This window comes from Kitasatospora sp. NPDC030952 (assembly GCF_055571335.1).
This window is the reverse complement of sequence record NZ_JBVIFM010000049.1, coordinates 1-15,428: the sequence shown is the minus strand read 5'-3', so window position 1 is coordinate 15,428 and position 15,428 is coordinate 1. Positions and strand designations below refer to the sequence as shown.

Genomic DNA, 15,428 nt, shown 5'->3' with positions numbered 1-15,428 from the left:
ATCAGCTGTCCGTCACCGGGGAGATTTCATGTCCACCAGCGGGGAGGCCAACTGACCGCCAGCGGGGAGTCTGCCGTGTCCGCTGACAGGCCTGGTCGCCGAGTTCCACGACCGGCTGCGGGACCGGGTCCGCGAGGCGGCGAGCCGCGATCCGGAGCCGACCGCGGTGATGGTCACCGCGGCCTCGGTCACCGATTGCGAAGCCGGCGGGACGCTGTTGGCCCGGCTGCGCGAACGGCACTGGCGCATCACCCTGGTGCGGGCCGACGGCGGTTACACCGGACGCCTGGTCGACCTCGCCCGCGATGTTCTGGGCCTCGCGCTGAGCGTGGTCAAACGCACCGACGACACCGCAGGCTTCGTCGTGCTGCCGAAGGGTGGCTGGTGGAGCGGACGTTCGCGTGGCTGATGCGCTCACGCCGACTGGCCCGCGACTACGAGGCCCGTACCGACAGCTCGGAGGCGGTGATCCGGTGGTCGATGAGCATGGTCATGAGCCGGCGCCTCGCCCGGCGGGCATCCTGAACTTCCCCGGGCGTTCCTCGGCCAGCCAGCCCCGCGCGGCCAGCCGCTTCGCCTTCGACCGCACCCCCTCGACCTTCGCGGGAGCCGGCTCCAGGCCGAGCGCCGCCGCGAATTGCCTACAGCCAAGCGCCTCCCCGCCCGCCTCGCTCCCACCAGCGAGGACATCCGTGATCCGCTGTTAATACAGCGCCAGTACGGCCGGAGAGAGGCCTTCCCGCCAGTGCGGCACCACCGAACCGGGCACCGCCACCGCGACCGGCGTCGGCCGCTCACCGTCCACCACGGCCGACGGCAGCTCCTCGCCTCCGCGAGATTCCGCCAGGACCTCGCCCACCGTCTCGCGGGCGATCACGAACTGCTTCCACGCGGCCTCCGCCTCCCGCAGCTCGGCCTGAAGAGCCTCCACCCGCTGCCGGGCAGCCCGTTCATGCTCCTCCAGCAACCCCATCACCGACGGCATCCCGGCACCTCCACCGAAGAGACGACACAACACCTCGTCCCTGCCAACGGAACACCAGACCTACGCCTGACCAGCCAAAACACATCCATCACTCTCGGAAAGACAACGACCTCTAAAGCCAGCGAATCCCATCGTGACCAAGCCGGGGGCAAACCGAAGGCGGCGTCGGACCCCGTGGATCCCGCGCCGCCGCCAATTCGCCCGACGGGCCGGTCAGCCCACGCCGACCCCGCCCGCGACCGCCTCAACCTCGGCCCCCGACTCCGCCCGCCCGGCCGCCGCGACCTCGGCGACCACTTGGGCGCCCCGGTCCGGCCCCATCTGCAGCGAGCCCAGCACCCCGGGCACCGCGACGCTCGGCATCAGGTGCTGGAACAGGCCGGACACCCGGAGTTCCAGGTCCGCCCGGCCGGAGAGCTTCTGCGACTGGATCTGAACTCCCGTCCAGGCCGCGGTGATCAGCCATGCCGTGTCGGCCGGGACGACGTGCGGCAGCAGTTCGCCGCGCTCGCCGGCGGCCACCAGCAGCGCCTCCATCCGGCTGATCCAACCGGGGATCGCGGCGCCGCCGAGGTCCTCGAACACGTCCTGGCCGAGCGTGAGCCGGGCGCCCGCGCTGAGCAGCGGGTCACGCGGCATCAGATGCGCGACCACCATCCCGGTGTCCACGAACTCCTGGAGTTTGCAGCTTCGTTCGGGCACTCCGTCCTGGACGAACTGCTCCTCGACGACGCCGTGCGCGAGATCCCGCTTCGAGGCGAAGTGGAAATACACCGCACCTCGCGTCACACCCGCCCGGGAGACCACCTCCCCGATGGTGGCACCCTCGTAGCCGAACTCGTCGAAGACCGACGCCGCGGCCTCCAGGATCAGCCGACGGGTCCGGAGCGCCCGTTCCTGCCGTACCACCGCAACCACCCCGCCCTGAGTTCCGGGAAAACAAAACCAAACACCCCGTATCTTAGCTATGGGCCACCTACGGGCGACAAGACGATGTCGAGGAATCAGCCCACTCCTTCTCCCCTCCCCCACCCGTCCCACATGTTCTCTCCTACGGTCCGTCAGATCCCGACCGGACGAACGGAAGTCGTATCTCCCCGGACGCCCGCCGACGAACACGGTTTACCGCCCGGCACTGGCGCCGGGAAACCGAACGCTCGGTTTCCTTCCAGCGGGCCACTTCCGCCCGAAACCCGCCCCCGCCCCCTCCGCAACCAAACGGTTGAGGAAGGGGGCGCGCCGGAGTAGCGTTGTCCTCAACCAATCGGTTGCGGATGAACAGAGGTGTGCGGTGGCCGTCGACCAGCTCTCCCGGGCGTTCGTCGCCCTGGCCGATCCGACCAGGCGCGACATCGTCGCCCGGCTCTCGGTCCGGGACGCGACCGTGGGCGAGCTGGCGGATTCCTACGCGATGTCCATGCAGGCCGTCTCCAAGCACCTCAAGGTGCTGGAGGAGGCCGGGCTGGTCAGCCGCAGCCGTGACGCCCAGCGGCGCCCGTGCCACCTGGAGCCGCAGGTGTTCGACTTGATGTCGGGCTGGATCGAGCGCTACCGCCGCCAGGCCGAGGCCCGCTTCGGCCGCCTGGATGCCGTCCTCGCGGCCATGGCCGAAGCCGACCCGGAGGCCGGCGCGGAAGCCGACACAGAACCCGGCCCGAGCACCGGCCCGAACACCGGCGCGCACACCAGGGCCGACACCGGCGCGGAACCGAAGCCGGCCGGTCCGCACGCCCCGGACACCTCCAGCCACCCCGGCCGCAACCGGCACACCGAAGGAGCCCCGTGATGACCTCCACCACCGGTCACCAGACCCGCATCGAGGCGGACCCGACGCTGCCCACCATCCGGATCGTCCGCGAGTTCGACGCCCCGCAGGAGCGGGTGTTCCGGACCTGGATCGAGCCCCAGCTGGTCGCCCAGTGGCTCGGCCCCGACGACCTCGACATGAAGATCGACGACTGGGAGCCCCGCACCGGCGGCCACTACCGCTACTCCATGCACCGCGAGGGCCGACAGGTCGCCGCCTTCTACGGCTCCTTCCACGAAGTCCGGCCGGCCACCCGGCTCGTCCAGACCTTCACCTTCGAGGGCGTGCCGGACGGCGTCTCGCTGGACACCGCCGTCTTCGAACCCGTCGGTGAGGGCCGCACCCGCGTCACCATCCTGTCGGTGGTCGACAGCCTGGCGGCCCGGGACGCGATCCTGGCCAGCGGCATGGAGCGCGGCGTGGTCGAGGGCTACCGGAAGCTGGACGCCCTGCTCGCCGCAGCCTCCTCCTGAGCCCAGGACCGACCGAGCCAGGACAGGCTGAGCCGACCGACCGAGCCCCCCGAGCTCCTGAGCCCCGACCTCCCGGGCCCGTCAGGGCAGCACGGCCACCGCCTCCACCTCCACCAGCTGGTCGTGGTAGCCGAGTACCGAGACGCCGACCAGAGTGCTGGGGGCGTCATGCGCCCCCAGGTACTCCCGGTACACGTTCCAGACCTTCACCAAGTCCGCCTGATCGCCGGAGGCCACGTACACGGTGGTCCGGGCGATGTCCGTGACCCCCGCACCCGCGTCCTCCAGCACGGTTATCAGATTGCGCATCACCTGGTGGGCCTGGCCCTCGTAGTCCCCGACGGCGACGGTGCGCCCCTCCTCGTCCAGCGGACAGGCCCCGGCCAGCCAGAGCGAGCGCGCCGGGGCGTCGACCACCGCCGCGTAGGCGTAGTCGACGGCCTGGGTCAGCCGGGTGTTGCGGACCAGCTTGACGGCGCTGTTCATGAGGCCTCCGAGGATCGTCACCGAACGTTCGCGCCCATCGTTGGTCCCTCCCGAACGACCGTCAAACCGTTTTCCGGTGAACTCCCGCTCCCGCCAAGGCCCGTGTGCCCACGATTCACCGTTACGGGTGATGGCGGACGGTACCGCCGGACCGCGATCCTGGTGCGGCCCGCGCCCATTCCCTCGACCAGCCCAGGAGAGCCGACCGATGGAATCCCGACCGCCCGGCCACGACCAGGCCTCCGGAGTCGCCCGCCGCCGCATGCTCGGCCTCGCCCTCGGCGCGGGCCTCGCTCCGGCCCTCGCCGCCGGGGCCCAACCCGCCGGGGCCCAACCCGCCCTCGCCGCAGGCCCGTCCGGCTCCGCCGCGGACCCTCCCACCGCCGCCGCCCTCGGCCGCCAGGTCGCCGACGTCGCCGAGGCGCAGGTCGGCATCCCGTACGCCTGGGGCGGCGGCGACCGGCTGGGCCCGAGCCTCGGTTTCTGCGACGAGGAGAACGGCTACCTCAACGGCGTGTGCCTGGGCGAGAGCACGGTCGGTTTCGACTGCAGCGGACTGTCCCTGTACTGCTGGTACCGCGCCAGCCACGGCACCGTCGAACTCGGGCACTACACGGCGGCCCAGTTCAACCGGAGCGCCCCGGTCGAATGCGATGCGCTCGCCCCCGGCGACCTGCTGTTCTTCTCCCGCCCGGACGCTCCGCTGCACCACGTCGGCATCTACGCGGGCGACGGCGCGATGATCCACGCCGAGCGCACCGGCACCCTGGTGGCCCGGCTCGAGAAGGTGCTCGACCTCCCGCGCTGGGCGGGCGAGTTCGCGGGCGCCCGCCGCCCCGGGGCGGCCTCCGGCTGAGGAGTACGCGCGGCCCCGAGGAGCACGCACGGCCCTCGGGGTCACACCGAGCCGCGCCGCAACGCCGGCCCCTGGCTCACCTTCAGCAGCAGCTCCTGCAGCACCCGCCGCTCCGCCGGGCTCAGCGGCGCCAGCACCTCGTCCTGCACCGCCCGTGCCCGCGCCTCCAGTTCGGCCAGCAGCGCCCGCCCGGTATCCGTGACCGAGACGGAGACCCGCCGCCGGTCCGCCTGGTCCCGGGCGCGTTCGACGTACCCGGCCGCGCCGAGCTGGTCGACGACCTTCGCGAGGTCGCTCGGGTCGATGCCGAGTCGCCGCACCAAGTCCCGCTGGGCGTGCGGCCCGAAGTCGGCGAGCGCGGCCAGCACGGCCATGTCCCAGAGCCGCAGCCCGCGTTCGGCGAGCTGCTCGGCGAGCCGGCCGCGCGCCGTCCGGCCGATCCGGGCCAGCAGGAAGGTGCTGAGGTCCACCAGGGTCGGCGGCAGTGCGTCGGTCGGGGCGGGGTGCCCGGGGTTCTCGGAAAGCTCAGAGTGCTCTGGACGCTCGGGGTGCTCGGGGTGCTCGGAGACCATGGCGACATTCTAGGGTCGCTCCCTATAGTGGGTGACGACCCACTATTCTCGGCTCAGGAGTTCACCCGTGGACGCCCTCTACCCCCGCCTGCTCGTCACCCGCTTCGCCGACTGCTTCGGCTTCTACCGCGCCGTGCTCCCCGTGCTCACCGGCGCCACCCTGGTCAAGGGCACGCCCGAAGGCCCGTACGCGAACTGGGACGTCAACGAGCAGGCCGTCCTGACCCTCTTCGACCGCGCCGCGATGGCCGCCGCCCTCGGCACCACCGGCCTGCCCGCCCGCCCCGAGGCCCCCGCCCAGGACCCCGCGATGCTGGTCCTCCGGGTCGAGGACGTCGACGCGGCCCTCGCCCTCTGCCTCGCCCACGGTGGCACCCTGGCCGCCCCGGCCACCGACCGCCCGGAGTGGGGCTCCGGCCTGCGCAGCGCCCATCTGCGCGACCCCGAGGGCCACTTGATCGAGCTGCAGTCCTACTGACCGTACGGGGCCGTCGGGACCACCGGGACCGCTGGAGCCGCCGGAGCCACCGGGACCGTGGCCGTCCGCGGACGGCCACGGCCATCGCCGCGATCGCGGTCGGGCGCCTCAGCGGTGGAAGACCTGCAGCTCACGGACCGCGTCGTTGAAGTTCGCGCCCAGTTGGGCCGCCGGGAGGTCCATGGTCTTCTCCACGCTGAGGGTCGACCAGAGGTGGACGGCGTTGCAGTTGTTGTAGCCCTTCATCGAGGAGACGCTCAGCGCCACGTCGAAGTAGTTGACCAGGTGGTAGCCGGTGCCGTCGCAGCCGCCGGCGTCGCCGTAGAAGGAGTAGATGACGCCGCCCCCGTAGTCCACGTCCTTGAACTCCTCCAGCAGCAGCGTCCGGTCGGCCGGCTCCTCGGCCGTGCGGGTGCGGCCGTCGGCCCGGGCGAGCGCGTCGGCGCGGGAGTCCGACGAGCAGGCCCGGCCGAGCACCGGGGAGGCGCCGTCGGCGCCGGGCAGGTGCCCGAGCACGGTGGCGCAGTACTGGACCTCCGGGATCGGCAGCGGGCGGAGCCCGGCCGAGCTCGGCGGGGCCGCGGCGACGGCACCGGCGACGGCGAGACAGACGGTGAGGACGGGAGCGACGAACCTGCGCGAGCCGCGCATGGACACCTCCGGAACGATGGGACGCACGGGGACGGCGGCGGCCGTGGACCGGCCCGCCGCGCCCATTCGACGGGCGGCCGCCGCCCCCGGTCCCGCCGACACACCGCTCACCGCACTAGTCGTACGTATGCTCCCGGCTCACCGGGCCGCAGCGTCCCGCCACAGCTCGGCGCTGCAATCGGCGACCAGCGCGCCGATCCGGCTCCAGGCCTCCTCGGCCGGCATCGGCTCCAGCCGGCGGCCGTCCCGTAGCCGCAGCGCGACCCGGTCGTCCGCCGCCTCCCTGGCGCCGATCACCGCCTGGTAGGGCACCAGCCGGGCCTCCCGGATCCGGGCGCCGAGGCTGCCGTGCTCGGGCCCGGCGACCTCGGCCCGCAGCCCGAGGTCCAGGCAGCGCTGCCGCAGCCGCTCGGCCTGCGGAACCTCGGCCTCGGAGATCGGCACCAGCACCACCTGGGCCGGTGCCAGCCAGGCCGGGAACGCCCCGCCGTACAGCTCGATCAGATGGGCGACCACCCGTTCGACGCTGCCGATCACGCTGCGGTGCACCATCACCGGGCGGTGCTTGGCGCCGTCCGGGCCGATGTAGTGCAGGTTGAAGCGCTCGGGCTGGTGAAAGTCGATCTGCACGGTGGAGAGGGTGAACTCGCGCCCGGCGCCGTCGGCGATCTGCACGTCGATCTTGGGCCCGTAGAACGCGGCCTCGCCCTCGGCCGCCTCGAACGGCACCCCGGAACGCTCCAGCACATCGGTCAGCAGTGCGGTGGCCCGGCGCCACAGTTCCGGGTCGGCGACGTACTTGCCGCCCTCACCGGGCAACGAGAGCCGGTAGCGAACCGGCACGATGCCGAGCGCGCGGTGCGCCTCGCGGATCAGCTCCAGGGCGGCGACCGCCTCGTCGGCGGCCTGCTCCGGGGTGCAGAAGACGTGGGCGTCGTTCAGCTGGATCGCCCGGACCCTGGTCAGCCCGCCGAGCACGCCGGACAGCTCGGAGCGGTACATGCCGCCCAACTCGGCCATCCGCAGCGGCAGTTCCCGGTAGCTGTGCGGGCGGGATCGGAAGATCAGCGCATGGTGCGGACACAGGCTGGGCCGCAGCACCATCTCCTCCGAGCCGAGTTCCATCGGTGGGAACATGTCCTCGCGGTAGTGGTCCCAGTGGCCGGAGATCTCGTACAACTCGCGCTTGCCGAGCACCGGCGAGTAGACGTGGCGATAGCCGGCCCGGCGCTCGCGGCCGCGGATGAACTCCTCCAGGGTGTGCCGGATCGCGGCGCCGTCGGGCAGCCAGTACGGCAGGCCGGAGCCCATCAGCGGATCGGTGTCGAACAGGTCCAGCTCGCGGCCGAGCCTGCGGTGGTCGTTGGCGGGCCGGTCGTTGGCGGGCCGGTCCTGGAGGGGCTGGAGGGGCTGCGCGTTCATGGTGGTCTCCACTCGGGACGGGTGGGCGAGTGGAGCCGGGAACGACGAAGCCCCGGGGCACTCGCCCCGGGGCTTCGGACTTGGTCAGCAGTCAGCGCGCCGGGACTCTTTCCGGCGTCGTCGTGGCGAGTGCAGCGCGCTTCATGCCTTCCACGGTAGCAGCCCGCCGGCGCCCGCGTTGATCTTTATCCGCGTTGATCTTCATGGGCCGGCTCACATCAGGCCGGCTCACATCAGGACCATGCAGCCGCGCTCGGTGAGCGCCTCCATCAGGTGGTCCGGCACCTGTACGTCGTTCCACCGCAGGTCGAGCTTCTCCAGCGCGGGCAGCACCGCTGGATCGGCCAGCCAGTCGGGCAGTTCGGTGATCCCGTTGGTGCGGAGGTCGATCCGGCGCAGCTTCGGCAGCCCGGCGAGCACGGCGGGCAGTTCGCCGAGGGCGTTCTCCCGCAGTTCCAGCTCGCGCAGTTCGGAGAGCAGCTTGAAGGAAGCCGGCAGAGCGGTCAACTCATTGCCGCGCAGCCACAGTTCGCGCAGTTCACCGAGGGCGCCGATGGACTCCGGCAGGGCGGTGAGCCGGTTGTGCTGGGCGCGCAGTTCGACCAGCTCGGCCATCTTGCCGATGGCGAACGGGAGTTCGGTGAGCCGGTTCTCGCCGACGTTGAGGTAGCGCAGCCGGGTGAGCCGGCCGAGGCCGTCCGGCAGGCTGGTCAACTGGTTGTCGTGCAGGTAGAGGAAGTCCCGGAGCCAGGTGAGCCGGGTCAGTTCGGCGGGCACCTCGGTGAACAGGTTGTGTCCGAGGTCGAGGGTCCGCAGCCGCATCAATCTGCTGATGCCGGGTGGGAGTTCGGAGAGCGCGCCTTCGGCGAGGATGAGCACGGTCAACTCGGTGTGCTCCCACGCCAAGGTGAGCGCCTCGGCGGCCACCGGGCCGAGCGGCTGCCGCCAGAGGTTGAGCGTCATGTCTGTCACGCCCACCATTGTCCGCCCCCGCCGAACCGAACCGCGCCGGGCCGGGCCGGGCCGAAACCGGCACCCGCCGCACCCCGGGCCCCGCCCCCGTACGGGCCCGGAGGTACGGGCCGGCGCCGGGGGTCGCCAGGGCCCCCGGCGCCGGACCCCCGGCGCGTGCTCAGCGCCAGGTCTGGTAGCGGTTGTAGGTGCAGGGCATCATGCGCAGGCCGTACTCGCTGTCGTCGAGGCACAGGCCGTTGGCCTGGTTCTCGAAGCTCACCTGGTCGCCCCGGGCGTTCACCCACCAGCTCTGCTCCTTGGAGGAGTCGCAGGCCCGGGTGTCCGGGTGGACGCCGGCCCCCACACCGCCGTAGATGCACCGGTTGGTGGCGATGTTGCGGAACTGGCGGGTACCGTCCTCCTGCCAGATCCGCACGTTCCAGTTCTGGAAGTCGCTGTTGTTGCAGCCGAAGCCCCGGAAGCCGTACGCGAAGCTGTCGTCGAGGCAGCCGCCGGTCGCCATGTTGCCGAAGTGCTCGACCGCCGCCAACGCGGCGGCCCGGTTCCCCGTGGGCGACGGATCACCGGTCGCAGCCCCGGCGACGCCGGTCACGGCCGCGCCCAGGCAGGCGGTGGAGAAGAGGACGACGGCCGTCCGGCGGAACCGCCGTCCGAGCGTCGGGTTCTGTGCGTTCATCGTGTTCCCTTTCCTGTGGCGCGTGGTGCCGCGCTCCTCGGTGCGCCTTGCTGCTGCCGGCCCCCAGGGCACGCCTACGGGTACTCGCAGTACACGGGGCTGGAGTTGGTCTCGACCGGCACTCCGGGCACCGGGCCGTCGTTGGAGCCGCCGCTGACGTACACGGCGCTCACCCAGCCCAGCCAGCCCCCCGGCGTCACGATCTCGACCCAGTAGTGGTTGTAGTAGGACCCGTCGGTGACGTTGCCGCCCCAGCGCTGGCAGAACGCCTGGACGTTGACGTTGGTGAGCCGCTCCTGCGTGGCCAGTCCGCAGGAGGTGTCCGTGCACTCACGCACCCGCACCTGGCTGGCCCAGATGTGGACGGTCGAGTTCGTGAGACTGGCTGACGCCGACGCCGACGCCGACGCGGTCGTCTGCGCCTGCGCGGGCGCCGCCGTCACCCCCAGCACGGCCGTCAGGCCGAGCACGGCGGCCCCCAGCGCTCGCAGCGGGAACAGGCGGGTGGTGGACTTTCCGGACACGATGGGTGCCCCTCTCGGTGGTTGGACGGAAGAAGACGGAAGAACAGGACGCGTCACCCGGGAGACGGCGTCCGGCGGCCGTTCGTATGAGCGTCCGCACCGCCGTGGCTCCGGGTCAGTGGCAGTCGGACTCCAGGGACAGCCCCGGCACCGGCTGGTCGTTGTCGCCCCCGCGCACGTACACCGCGCTGATCCAGCCGACCGGGCCGCCCGCGTCCACCTGCACCCACCAGTTGTTGCGGTACGGGCCGTCGACGACCTCGGTGCTCTGGCCCTGGCAGAACGCCGTCACCCACCGCCGGCCGATCTGCGCGCCCTCGATCGGCGGGCAGGACGCGGAGGCGCCCGCACAGGCCCGGACGTTCACGCCGGTCGCCCACACGTACAACCGGGCATCCGTCGTCGTCGCGTGGGCCGCTCCGGGGAGCAGCAGGGGAAGCGTCGCCGCCGTCGCGACGACACCGGCCGGGAGCGCGCGCCGCAGTGAACGGGCGGTGGTGCGAAGGGATTTCGTCATATCGACTCCTCGTTCGGTGAACCCTCGTCACACCGTCGACGGGCCGCGCTCACGTTCCGTATGAGCACCGTTCGCGAGCCGCCGTTGCCGGCGGGCTTCCGCCCGGGATTTTCCGAGGCCCTCGCCCGGCCCGGGGGATATCGTTGTCAGGTACCTTTCGCGCGGAGAGCTGCTTGACGGGGAACGATGATCGAAGTACGCCTGCTGGGCCCGGTCGAGGTGCGGGACGACGAGGGCAGGCGGCTGCCCCTGGGCGGATCGAGACCCGTCGCACTGTTGTCCGCGCTGGTCGTGCACCTGGGCGAAGTCCTCTCCACCGCTCGGCTGGTGGACCTCGTCTGGGAGGACAGCGCCCCCGCGACGGCGGGCGCGCTGGTCGCCACCCACGTCGCCGCCGTCCGCCGCGCCCTGGCACCGGCCGACGCCGCCCCGGTGATCCGCACCCGGGCCCCTGGCTACCTGGCCGACCTCGCGCCCGGCCAGGTCGACGCCAGCCGGTTCGAACGGCTGCTGGCGGCCGGGCGGCGGGCCTCGGACGAGGGCCGCGACGGCGAGGCGCTCGACCTGTTCACCGACGCCCTCGCCCTCTGGCACGGACAGGACGCCCTGGAAGGCCTCACCCAGTCGTTCGCCCGGATCGAGGCCGCCCGTCTGAACGAACTGCGCCTGGTCACCCAGGAGCACCTCTACGCGCTGCGGCTGCGGCTGCGGCAGGACACCGAGGTGGTCGCCCCGCTGCTCGCCCACGTCGCCGCCCACCCGCTGCGCGAACGGCCGCGCGCCCAGCTGATGACCGCCCTGTTACGGGCCGGCCGGGCGCCCGACGCGCTGCGGGTCTTCCAGGAGGGCTGCGACATCCTCCGCACCGACCTCGGTCTCGACCCCGGCCCCGAACTGCGCGCGCTCCACCTCGCCGCACTGCGCAACGACCCCGCGCTCGCCTTCGGGCCCGCCGGGGCGACCGGAGCAGCGGCCACGACCGGCGGACCCGGCCGCACGCCCGGCGGTCCGGTGGACGCGCACGTGACGACGCCCGCCACTGCGGCCGGTCCCGGCAGCCCCTCGACCCGCAACCCCACGACCACCGGCCCCACGACCACCAGCCCCGCGGTCGGCCTGGCAGTCGGCAGCCGGACGGTCAGCCCGCCCTCCCACCTCCCGCCGGACGTCGCCGACTTCGTCGGCCGGACCCGCCAGGTCGGCTGGGTCACCACGCTCCTGGGCCGGGCACGTGACACCGCCAGGACCGCCCCACCCATCGCGGTCATCTCCGGCCGCCCCGGCATGGGCAAGACCACGCTCGCCGTCCACGCCGCCCACCGCGCCGCCCACCTCTTCCCCGACGGCCGTCTCTTCCTCGACCTGCGCGCCTCCGACACCGCCCCGCTGACCACCACCGACGCCCTCACCCGGCTGCTGCGGGCGCTCGGCGTCGACCCCGGTGCCGGAGCCGGCCCGGACGACCTGCTCGGCCTCTACCGGACCCGGCTGGCCGGACGACGGATCCTGCTGATCCTGGACAACGCCCCCAGCGAAGCCCGGCTGCGGCCCCTGGTGCCGCCCGGCCCCGGGTCGGCCGTGCTGATCACCAGCCGCCGACGGCTGACCGCGCTGGAGGGCGCGATCCGGCTCGACCTGTCGGTGCCCGATCCCGGGGAGGCACTGCGCCTGCTGACCACGGTCGCCGGCCGTCCCCGCCCGCAGCCCGGGCCGGGCGACCTCGACGAGATCGTCTCCCTGTGCGGCCAGCTCCCGCTGGCCCTGCGGATCGCGGGCGCCCGGCTCGCCGCCCGGCCGCACTGGACCCCCGGGCAGCTCGCCGGGCGGCTGCGCGACGAGCGCGGGCGCCTCAACGAACTCCGCACCGGCGACCTGGAGGTGCGCGCCAGCCTCGAACTGGGCTACGCCGAACTGGACCCGCCCGAACGCCGGGCGCTGCGCCGCCTCGCCCTGATGGACCTGCCCGACTTCGCCGCCTGGATCGCCGCGCCGCTCCTCGACATCGACACCGCGGAGGCGGAGGAGGCCGTCGAGCGGCTCGTCGACTGCCACCTCATCGAGGCCGTGGGCACCGACGGCACCGGCGAGAACCGGTACCGGATCCACGACCTCGTCCGGGAACACGCCCGCGAGCGCTGCCTGGCCGAGGAGGCCCCCGCCGAACGCCGGCGCGCGGTGCGGCGGTTGGTCGCCTGCTGGCTGGCTCTCGCCGACCGCGCGGCGGTCGAGGGACCGGGCGGGGTCTCCTGGCTGCTGCCGCCGCCGCGCCCGGAGTACCGCCTCGATCCCCGGGTACAGGACCGGCTGCTGCCCCGGCCCGCCACCTGGTTCGCCGCCGAACAGGGCTGCCTGGTCGCGGCCGTCCACCACTGCGCCGCCCAGGGCATGACCCGGGACGCGCGCGAACTGGCGGGCGCCCTGATCGCCAGTTCCGCCGCCCTCTACAACCGCTTCGACGTCTGGGCGCAGACCCACACCGTCGCCCTGGACGCGGTACGCCGCGAGGGGGACGGCGAGGGCGAACCGTGGCTCCTCCTCGGCCTCGGCCAACTCCGCTACGAGCAGGACAGGTTCGAGGAGGCGTACACCCTCCTGGACCGCGCGCGACGCCTGTTCGACGCACCGGCGCCGGCCACGGACGACACCGCCTGCCCGCGCGGCACCGCCGCACCCCCGGACCGCACCGCCGGCTCCCCGGACGGCACCGGGCGCGACGCCCTGCGGGGCAGCGCCACCGCCCTGGTCGCCATCGGCACCATCCGCCGCGAACAGGCCCGGTTCGGCGAGGCGTCCGAGGCACTCGCCGCCGCCCTGGAGCGGTACCGGACGATCGGCGACGACGCGGGGACGGCCCACACCCTGTACGGAATCGGCTACGTCCACCGCGAGCAGGGCCGCGGCGACCAGGCCCGGGAGGTGCTGAGCCGGTCCCTGGCGCTGTTCCGGCGGCTCGGCGACCGTCAGGGCGAGGCCATCACCCTGCGCTCGATCGCCCTGTGCGAGCGGGCCCGCGGCGCGCTGACCGAGGCCACCGGCCTGCTCACGGAGGCACTGCGCGTCTTCACCGCCATCGGCGACACCTTCGGTCTGATGTACACCGAACAGGCTCTGGCCAAGGTCGAGTTGAGGCAGGGCCTGCTCGACCCGGCGGACCAGCGACTCGACCGCTGCCTGACCGTGGCCCGGGAGCGCCGGGACCGCTTCGGCGAGGCCCTGGTGCTGCGCACCCGGGGCGAGTGGCACCTCGCGGCGAGGGACCCGGACGCCGCGGAGGCCCCGCTGCGGGAGGCGCTGGCCCTGTGGGAACGGCTCGCCCTGCCGCTCTGGCGGGCCCGCACCCTGCGAGACCTGGCCGAGGTGCACGCGGCGCACGGCGACCGCCCGGGCGCCGAACTGGCCCGCCGCCAGGCGCACTCGGCCTTCCTGGCCTTCGGCAGCCGGGAGGCGTGGGAGGAGCGCGACTGACCGGCCCCGGGCACCGCCGGGCAGCCGCTTGGCACGTACAGAGCATCTACAGGGAATCTGCAGAGCCCCCGGCGAGCATCGTCGTGTGACCGACATCATCACTCTCGCCAACCCCCGCGTGGCGGCCGTCCCGCTGGACGACTGCGGGGAGCCGCTCGTCGACCTCCGGGGCGTACCGCAACTCCTGCTCGACGACCGGCAGGCCGACGACTCCGGCGCCTACGCCAGGGTCCGCTCCGGCGTCCTCGACCGGCTCCTGCGGGCCCAGGCCCTCCTCCCTCCGGGGACGCGGTTCCTGGTGGTCGAGGGGTTCCGGCCGCCGGACCTCCAGCGCAGCTACTTCGAGGCGTACTCGGCGACCCTGCGGGCCGCCCACCCCGAAGCCTCCCAGGCCCGGATCCGGGAGCTCGCCAGCGCCTACATCTCACCGCCCGAGGTCGCCCCGCACGCCAGCGGCGGCGCGGTGGACCTGACCCTGTCCACCCCGGACGGCACCGAACTCCCCCTGGGCACCGAGGTCAACGCCACGCCCGAGGAGAGCCTCGACGCGTGCCGCACGGACGCCCCCGGCATCGACGCCACCGCCCGCGCCCACCGGGAGGCCATGCGCCGGGCGCTCACCTCCGCCGGATTCGTCAACTACCCCACGGAGTGGTGGCACTGGTCCTACGGAGACCGGTACTGGGCGCTGCTGTCCGGGCACCGGTCCGCCCGGTACGGCCCCGTGGCACCGGCCTGACCCGGCCCGCCCTCGCTGCACCGCTTCCGCATCGACTCCGCACCGACTCCGTCCGCACGTCCGGCCGGCGCCCTGCCCCCCGACCGGACCACCCGCAGCCCACCCCGACCCGACCGACCAACGACATCGCGTGCACCTGGGGGAATCGTCCGATGCGCATCACCGAGCCCTGCGACACCGTCGTCGACCGTCCGCTCAACGGCATGGACCCGGCCGAGTTCGACGCCGCCTTCACCGAGGCCATGCCCCGGCTGCGCCGTCGACTGCTGGCCCTGACCGGCAATCCGCACGACGCGGACGACCTGCTCCAGGACACCTACCTGCGCCTCTCCCACCGGGCCAGGCGACGCACCCTGACCGCCCAGCAACACCCGTACGCCTACGCCTCGGCGACCGCGCTCAACCTGCTGCGGGACTCCTGGCGGCGGCCGTCCCGCCGGGAGACCGCCACCGGCCGGCTGCCGGAACCGGACTGGGACGGCGGGATGGAGCGCTGCGAGGCCAGGTGCGCGGCCCTGTCGTTGCTGGCGCTGCTGTCGCCGAAGGAGGCGGCGGCGGTGATCCTGGTCGACCTGGAGGGGCTCAGCCACGACGCGGCCGGGGAACGGCTCGGCGCCCACCGGGGGACGGTGCAGCGCAACCGGATGCGCGGCCTCGCCAAGATGCGCGCCGCACTGGCCGACCTCCGGACCCGCTGACCGGGCGGTGGGGGGGGGGGGGGGGGGGGGGGGGGGGGGGGGGGGGGGGGGGGGGGGGGGGGGGGGGGGGGGGGGGGGGGGGGGGGGGGGGGGGGGGGGGGGGG

The 15,428-nt window shown here is 73.4% G+C and carries 19 protein-coding genes; 9 read left to right on the top strand and 10 right to left on the bottom strand.

Features of this window, described 5'->3' with window-relative positions:
* Positions 1-169 precede the first annotated feature (169 nt).
* Both ACZ47G_RS39370 and ACZ47G_RS39365 read left to right on the top strand, forming a co-directional pair.
* Entirely contained in the window at positions 170-409 is a 240-nt protein-coding gene (locus tag ACZ47G_RS39370; RefSeq protein ID WP_465751296.1) for a transposase, read from the top strand.
* On the top strand, positions 385-525 hold the full coding sequence (locus tag ACZ47G_RS39365; RefSeq protein ID WP_465751292.1) for a hypothetical protein: 141 nt from the start codon (positions 385-387) through the stop codon (positions 523-525). The genes ACZ47G_RS39370 and ACZ47G_RS39365 overlap by 25 nt, the downstream gene beginning before the upstream one ends.
* A gap of 178 nt (positions 526-703) precedes the next feature.
* On the opposite strand, the gene ACZ47G_RS39360 is transcribed toward ACZ47G_RS39365, so the two are convergent.
* Together ACZ47G_RS39360 and ACZ47G_RS39355 are read right to left on the bottom strand one after the other, a co-directional pair.
* Entirely contained in the window at positions 704-985 is a 282-nt protein-coding gene (locus tag ACZ47G_RS39360) for a hypothetical protein (protein ID WP_465751290.1), read from the bottom strand.
* A 213-nt stretch (positions 986-1,198) separates the two neighbouring features.
* A complete protein-coding gene (locus ACZ47G_RS39355; RefSeq protein ID WP_465751288.1) occupies positions 1,199-1,894 on the bottom strand; it encodes a ScbR family autoregulator-binding transcription factor in 696 nt (231 codons plus the stop codon).
* A 382-nt stretch (positions 1,895-2,276) separates the two neighbouring features.
* Between ACZ47G_RS39355 and ACZ47G_RS39350 the strand changes: the two genes are divergently transcribed.
* Positions 2,277-2,771: an ArsR/SmtB family transcription factor gene (locus tag ACZ47G_RS39350; protein ID WP_465751287.1), complete on the top strand. Its 495-nt coding sequence runs from the start codon at positions 2,277-2,279 to the stop codon at positions 2,769-2,771.
* On the top strand, positions 2,771-3,265 hold the full coding sequence (locus ACZ47G_RS39345; RefSeq protein WP_465751285.1) for an SRPBCC family protein: 495 nt from the start codon (positions 2,771-2,773) through the stop codon (positions 3,263-3,265). Before ACZ47G_RS39350 ends, ACZ47G_RS39345 begins: the two co-directional genes overlap by 1 nt.
* A gap of 81 nt (positions 3,266-3,346) precedes the next feature.
* On the opposite strand, the gene ACZ47G_RS39340 is transcribed toward ACZ47G_RS39345, so the two are convergent.
* Positions 3,347-3,751, bottom strand: coding sequence for a RidA family protein (locus ACZ47G_RS39340; RefSeq protein WP_465751283.1), 405 nt, complete (start codon positions 3,749-3,751; stop codon positions 3,347-3,349).
* 208 nt (positions 3,752-3,959) lie between these two features.
* Here ACZ47G_RS39340 and ACZ47G_RS39335 point away from each other — a divergent pair, with 208 nt between their 5' ends.
* Positions 3,960-4,607 carry a C40 family peptidase gene (locus tag ACZ47G_RS39335; protein ID WP_465751281.1) on the top strand — a complete coding sequence of 216 codons (648 nt, stop codon included), beginning with the start codon at positions 3,960-3,962 and terminating at the stop codon, positions 4,605-4,607.
* 41 nt (positions 4,608-4,648) lie between these two features.
* Here ACZ47G_RS39335 and ACZ47G_RS39330 read toward each other — a convergent pair whose 3' ends face one another.
* Positions 4,649-5,179 carry a MarR family winged helix-turn-helix transcriptional regulator gene (locus ACZ47G_RS39330; protein WP_465751279.1) on the bottom strand — a complete coding sequence of 177 codons (531 nt, stop codon included), beginning with the start codon at positions 5,177-5,179 and terminating at the stop codon, positions 4,649-4,651.
* Between the two features lie 67 nt (positions 5,180-5,246).
* Here ACZ47G_RS39330 and ACZ47G_RS39325 point away from each other — a divergent pair, with 67 nt between their 5' ends.
* Positions 5,247-5,657, top strand: coding sequence for a VOC family protein (locus ACZ47G_RS39325; RefSeq protein ID WP_465751277.1), 411 nt, complete (start codon positions 5,247-5,249; stop codon positions 5,655-5,657).
* 108 nt (positions 5,658-5,765) lie between these two features.
* Here ACZ47G_RS39325 and ACZ47G_RS39320 read toward each other — a convergent pair whose 3' ends face one another.
* The 6 genes from ACZ47G_RS39320 to ACZ47G_RS39295 all read right to left on the bottom strand — a co-directional run bounded on the left by ACZ47G_RS39320 (position 5,766) and on the right by ACZ47G_RS39295 (position 10,422).
* Positions 5,766-6,308: a hypothetical protein gene (locus tag ACZ47G_RS39320; protein WP_465751275.1), complete on the bottom strand. Its 543-nt coding sequence runs from the start codon at positions 6,306-6,308 to the stop codon at positions 5,766-5,768.
* Positions 6,309-6,446: 138 nt separating this feature from the next.
* Positions 6,447-7,730, bottom strand: coding sequence for a threonine--tRNA ligase (gene thrS / locus ACZ47G_RS39315; protein ID WP_465751273.1), 1,284 nt, complete (start codon positions 7,728-7,730; stop codon positions 6,447-6,449).
* Positions 7,731-7,958: 228 nt separating this feature from the next.
* A complete protein-coding gene (locus ACZ47G_RS39310; protein WP_465751294.1) occupies positions 7,959-8,693 on the bottom strand; it encodes a leucine-rich repeat domain-containing protein in 735 nt (244 codons plus the stop codon).
* Between the two features lie 169 nt (positions 8,694-8,862).
* Entirely contained in the window at positions 8,863-9,381 is a 519-nt protein-coding gene (locus ACZ47G_RS39305) for an RICIN domain-containing protein (RefSeq protein WP_465751271.1), read from the bottom strand.
* A 74-nt stretch (positions 9,382-9,455) separates the two neighbouring features.
* Positions 9,456-9,905 (bottom strand): hypothetical protein, encoded by a 450-nt coding sequence (locus ACZ47G_RS39300; protein WP_465751269.1) that lies wholly within the window; start codon positions 9,903-9,905, stop codon positions 9,456-9,458.
* A gap of 115 nt (positions 9,906-10,020) precedes the next feature.
* Positions 10,021-10,422, bottom strand: coding sequence for an SH3 domain-containing protein (locus tag ACZ47G_RS39295; RefSeq protein WP_465751267.1), 402 nt, complete (start codon positions 10,420-10,422; stop codon positions 10,021-10,023).
* Between the two features lie 186 nt (positions 10,423-10,608).
* On the opposite strand from ACZ47G_RS39295, the gene ACZ47G_RS39290 reads away from it, so the two are divergent.
* The 3 genes from ACZ47G_RS39290 to ACZ47G_RS39280 all read left to right on the top strand — a co-directional run bounded on the left by ACZ47G_RS39290 (position 10,609) and on the right by ACZ47G_RS39280 (position 15,324).
* Positions 10,609-13,887, top strand: a complete 3,279-nt coding sequence (locus ACZ47G_RS39290) for an AfsR/SARP family transcriptional regulator (RefSeq protein ID WP_465751265.1) — start codon at positions 10,609-10,611, stop codon at positions 13,885-13,887.
* An 85-nt stretch (positions 13,888-13,972) separates the two neighbouring features.
* Entirely contained in the window at positions 13,973-14,626 is a 654-nt protein-coding gene (locus ACZ47G_RS39285) for a M15 family metallopeptidase (RefSeq protein ID WP_465751263.1), read from the top strand.
* Positions 14,627-14,778: 152 nt separating this feature from the next.
* Positions 14,779-15,324 (top strand): RNA polymerase sigma factor, encoded by a 546-nt coding sequence (locus tag ACZ47G_RS39280; protein ID WP_465751261.1) that lies wholly within the window; start codon positions 14,779-14,781, stop codon positions 15,322-15,324.
* The last annotated feature ends 104 nt before the right edge of the window (positions 15,325-15,428 follow it).

What these genes read in the sequence shown, in the direction of transcription:
- ACZ47G_RS39370 (WP_465751296.1), top strand. Translation starts at nt 170, where the DNA reads ATGGTCACCGCGGCCTCGGTCACCGATTGCGAAGCCGGCGGGACGCTG.
- ACZ47G_RS39360 (WP_465751290.1), bottom strand. Translation starts at nt 985, where the DNA reads ATGCCGTCGGTGATGGGGTTGCTGGAGGAGCATGAACGGGCTGCCCGG.
- ACZ47G_RS39345 (WP_465751285.1), top strand. Translation starts at nt 2,771, where the DNA reads ATGACCTCCACCACCGGTCACCAGACCCGCATCGAGGCGGACCCGACG.
- ACZ47G_RS39340 (WP_465751283.1), bottom strand. Translation starts at nt 3,751, where the DNA reads ATGAACAGCGCCGTCAAGCTGGTCCGCAACACCCGGCTGACCCAGGCC.
- ACZ47G_RS39335 (WP_465751281.1), top strand. Translation starts at nt 3,960, where the DNA reads ATGGAATCCCGACCGCCCGGCCACGACCAGGCCTCCGGAGTCGCCCGC.
- ACZ47G_RS39330 (WP_465751279.1), bottom strand. Translation starts at nt 5,179, where the DNA reads ATGGTCTCCGAGCACCCCGAGCACCCCGAGCGTCCAGAGCACTCTGAG.
- ACZ47G_RS39320 (WP_465751275.1), bottom strand. Translation starts at nt 6,308, where the DNA reads ATGCGCGGCTCGCGCAGGTTCGTCGCTCCCGTCCTCACCGTCTGTCTC.
- thrS (WP_465751273.1), bottom strand. Translation starts at nt 7,730, where the DNA reads ATGAACGCGCAGCCCCTCCAGCCCCTCCAGGACCGGCCCGCCAACGAC.
- ACZ47G_RS39310 (WP_465751294.1), bottom strand. Translation starts at nt 8,693, where the DNA reads ATGACGCTCAACCTCTGGCGGCAGCCGCTCGGCCCGGTGGCCGCCGAG.
- ACZ47G_RS39305 (WP_465751271.1), bottom strand. Translation starts at nt 9,381, where the DNA reads ATGAACGCACAGAACCCGACGCTCGGACGGCGGTTCCGCCGGACGGCC.
- ACZ47G_RS39295 (WP_465751267.1), bottom strand. Translation starts at nt 10,422, where the DNA reads ATGACGAAATCCCTTCGCACCACCGCCCGTTCACTGCGGCGCGCGCTC.
- ACZ47G_RS39290 (WP_465751265.1), top strand. Translation starts at nt 10,609, where the DNA reads ATGATCGAAGTACGCCTGCTGGGCCCGGTCGAGGTGCGGGACGACGAG.
- ACZ47G_RS39280 (WP_465751261.1), top strand. Translation starts at nt 14,779, where the DNA reads ATGCGCATCACCGAGCCCTGCGACACCGTCGTCGACCGTCCGCTCAAC.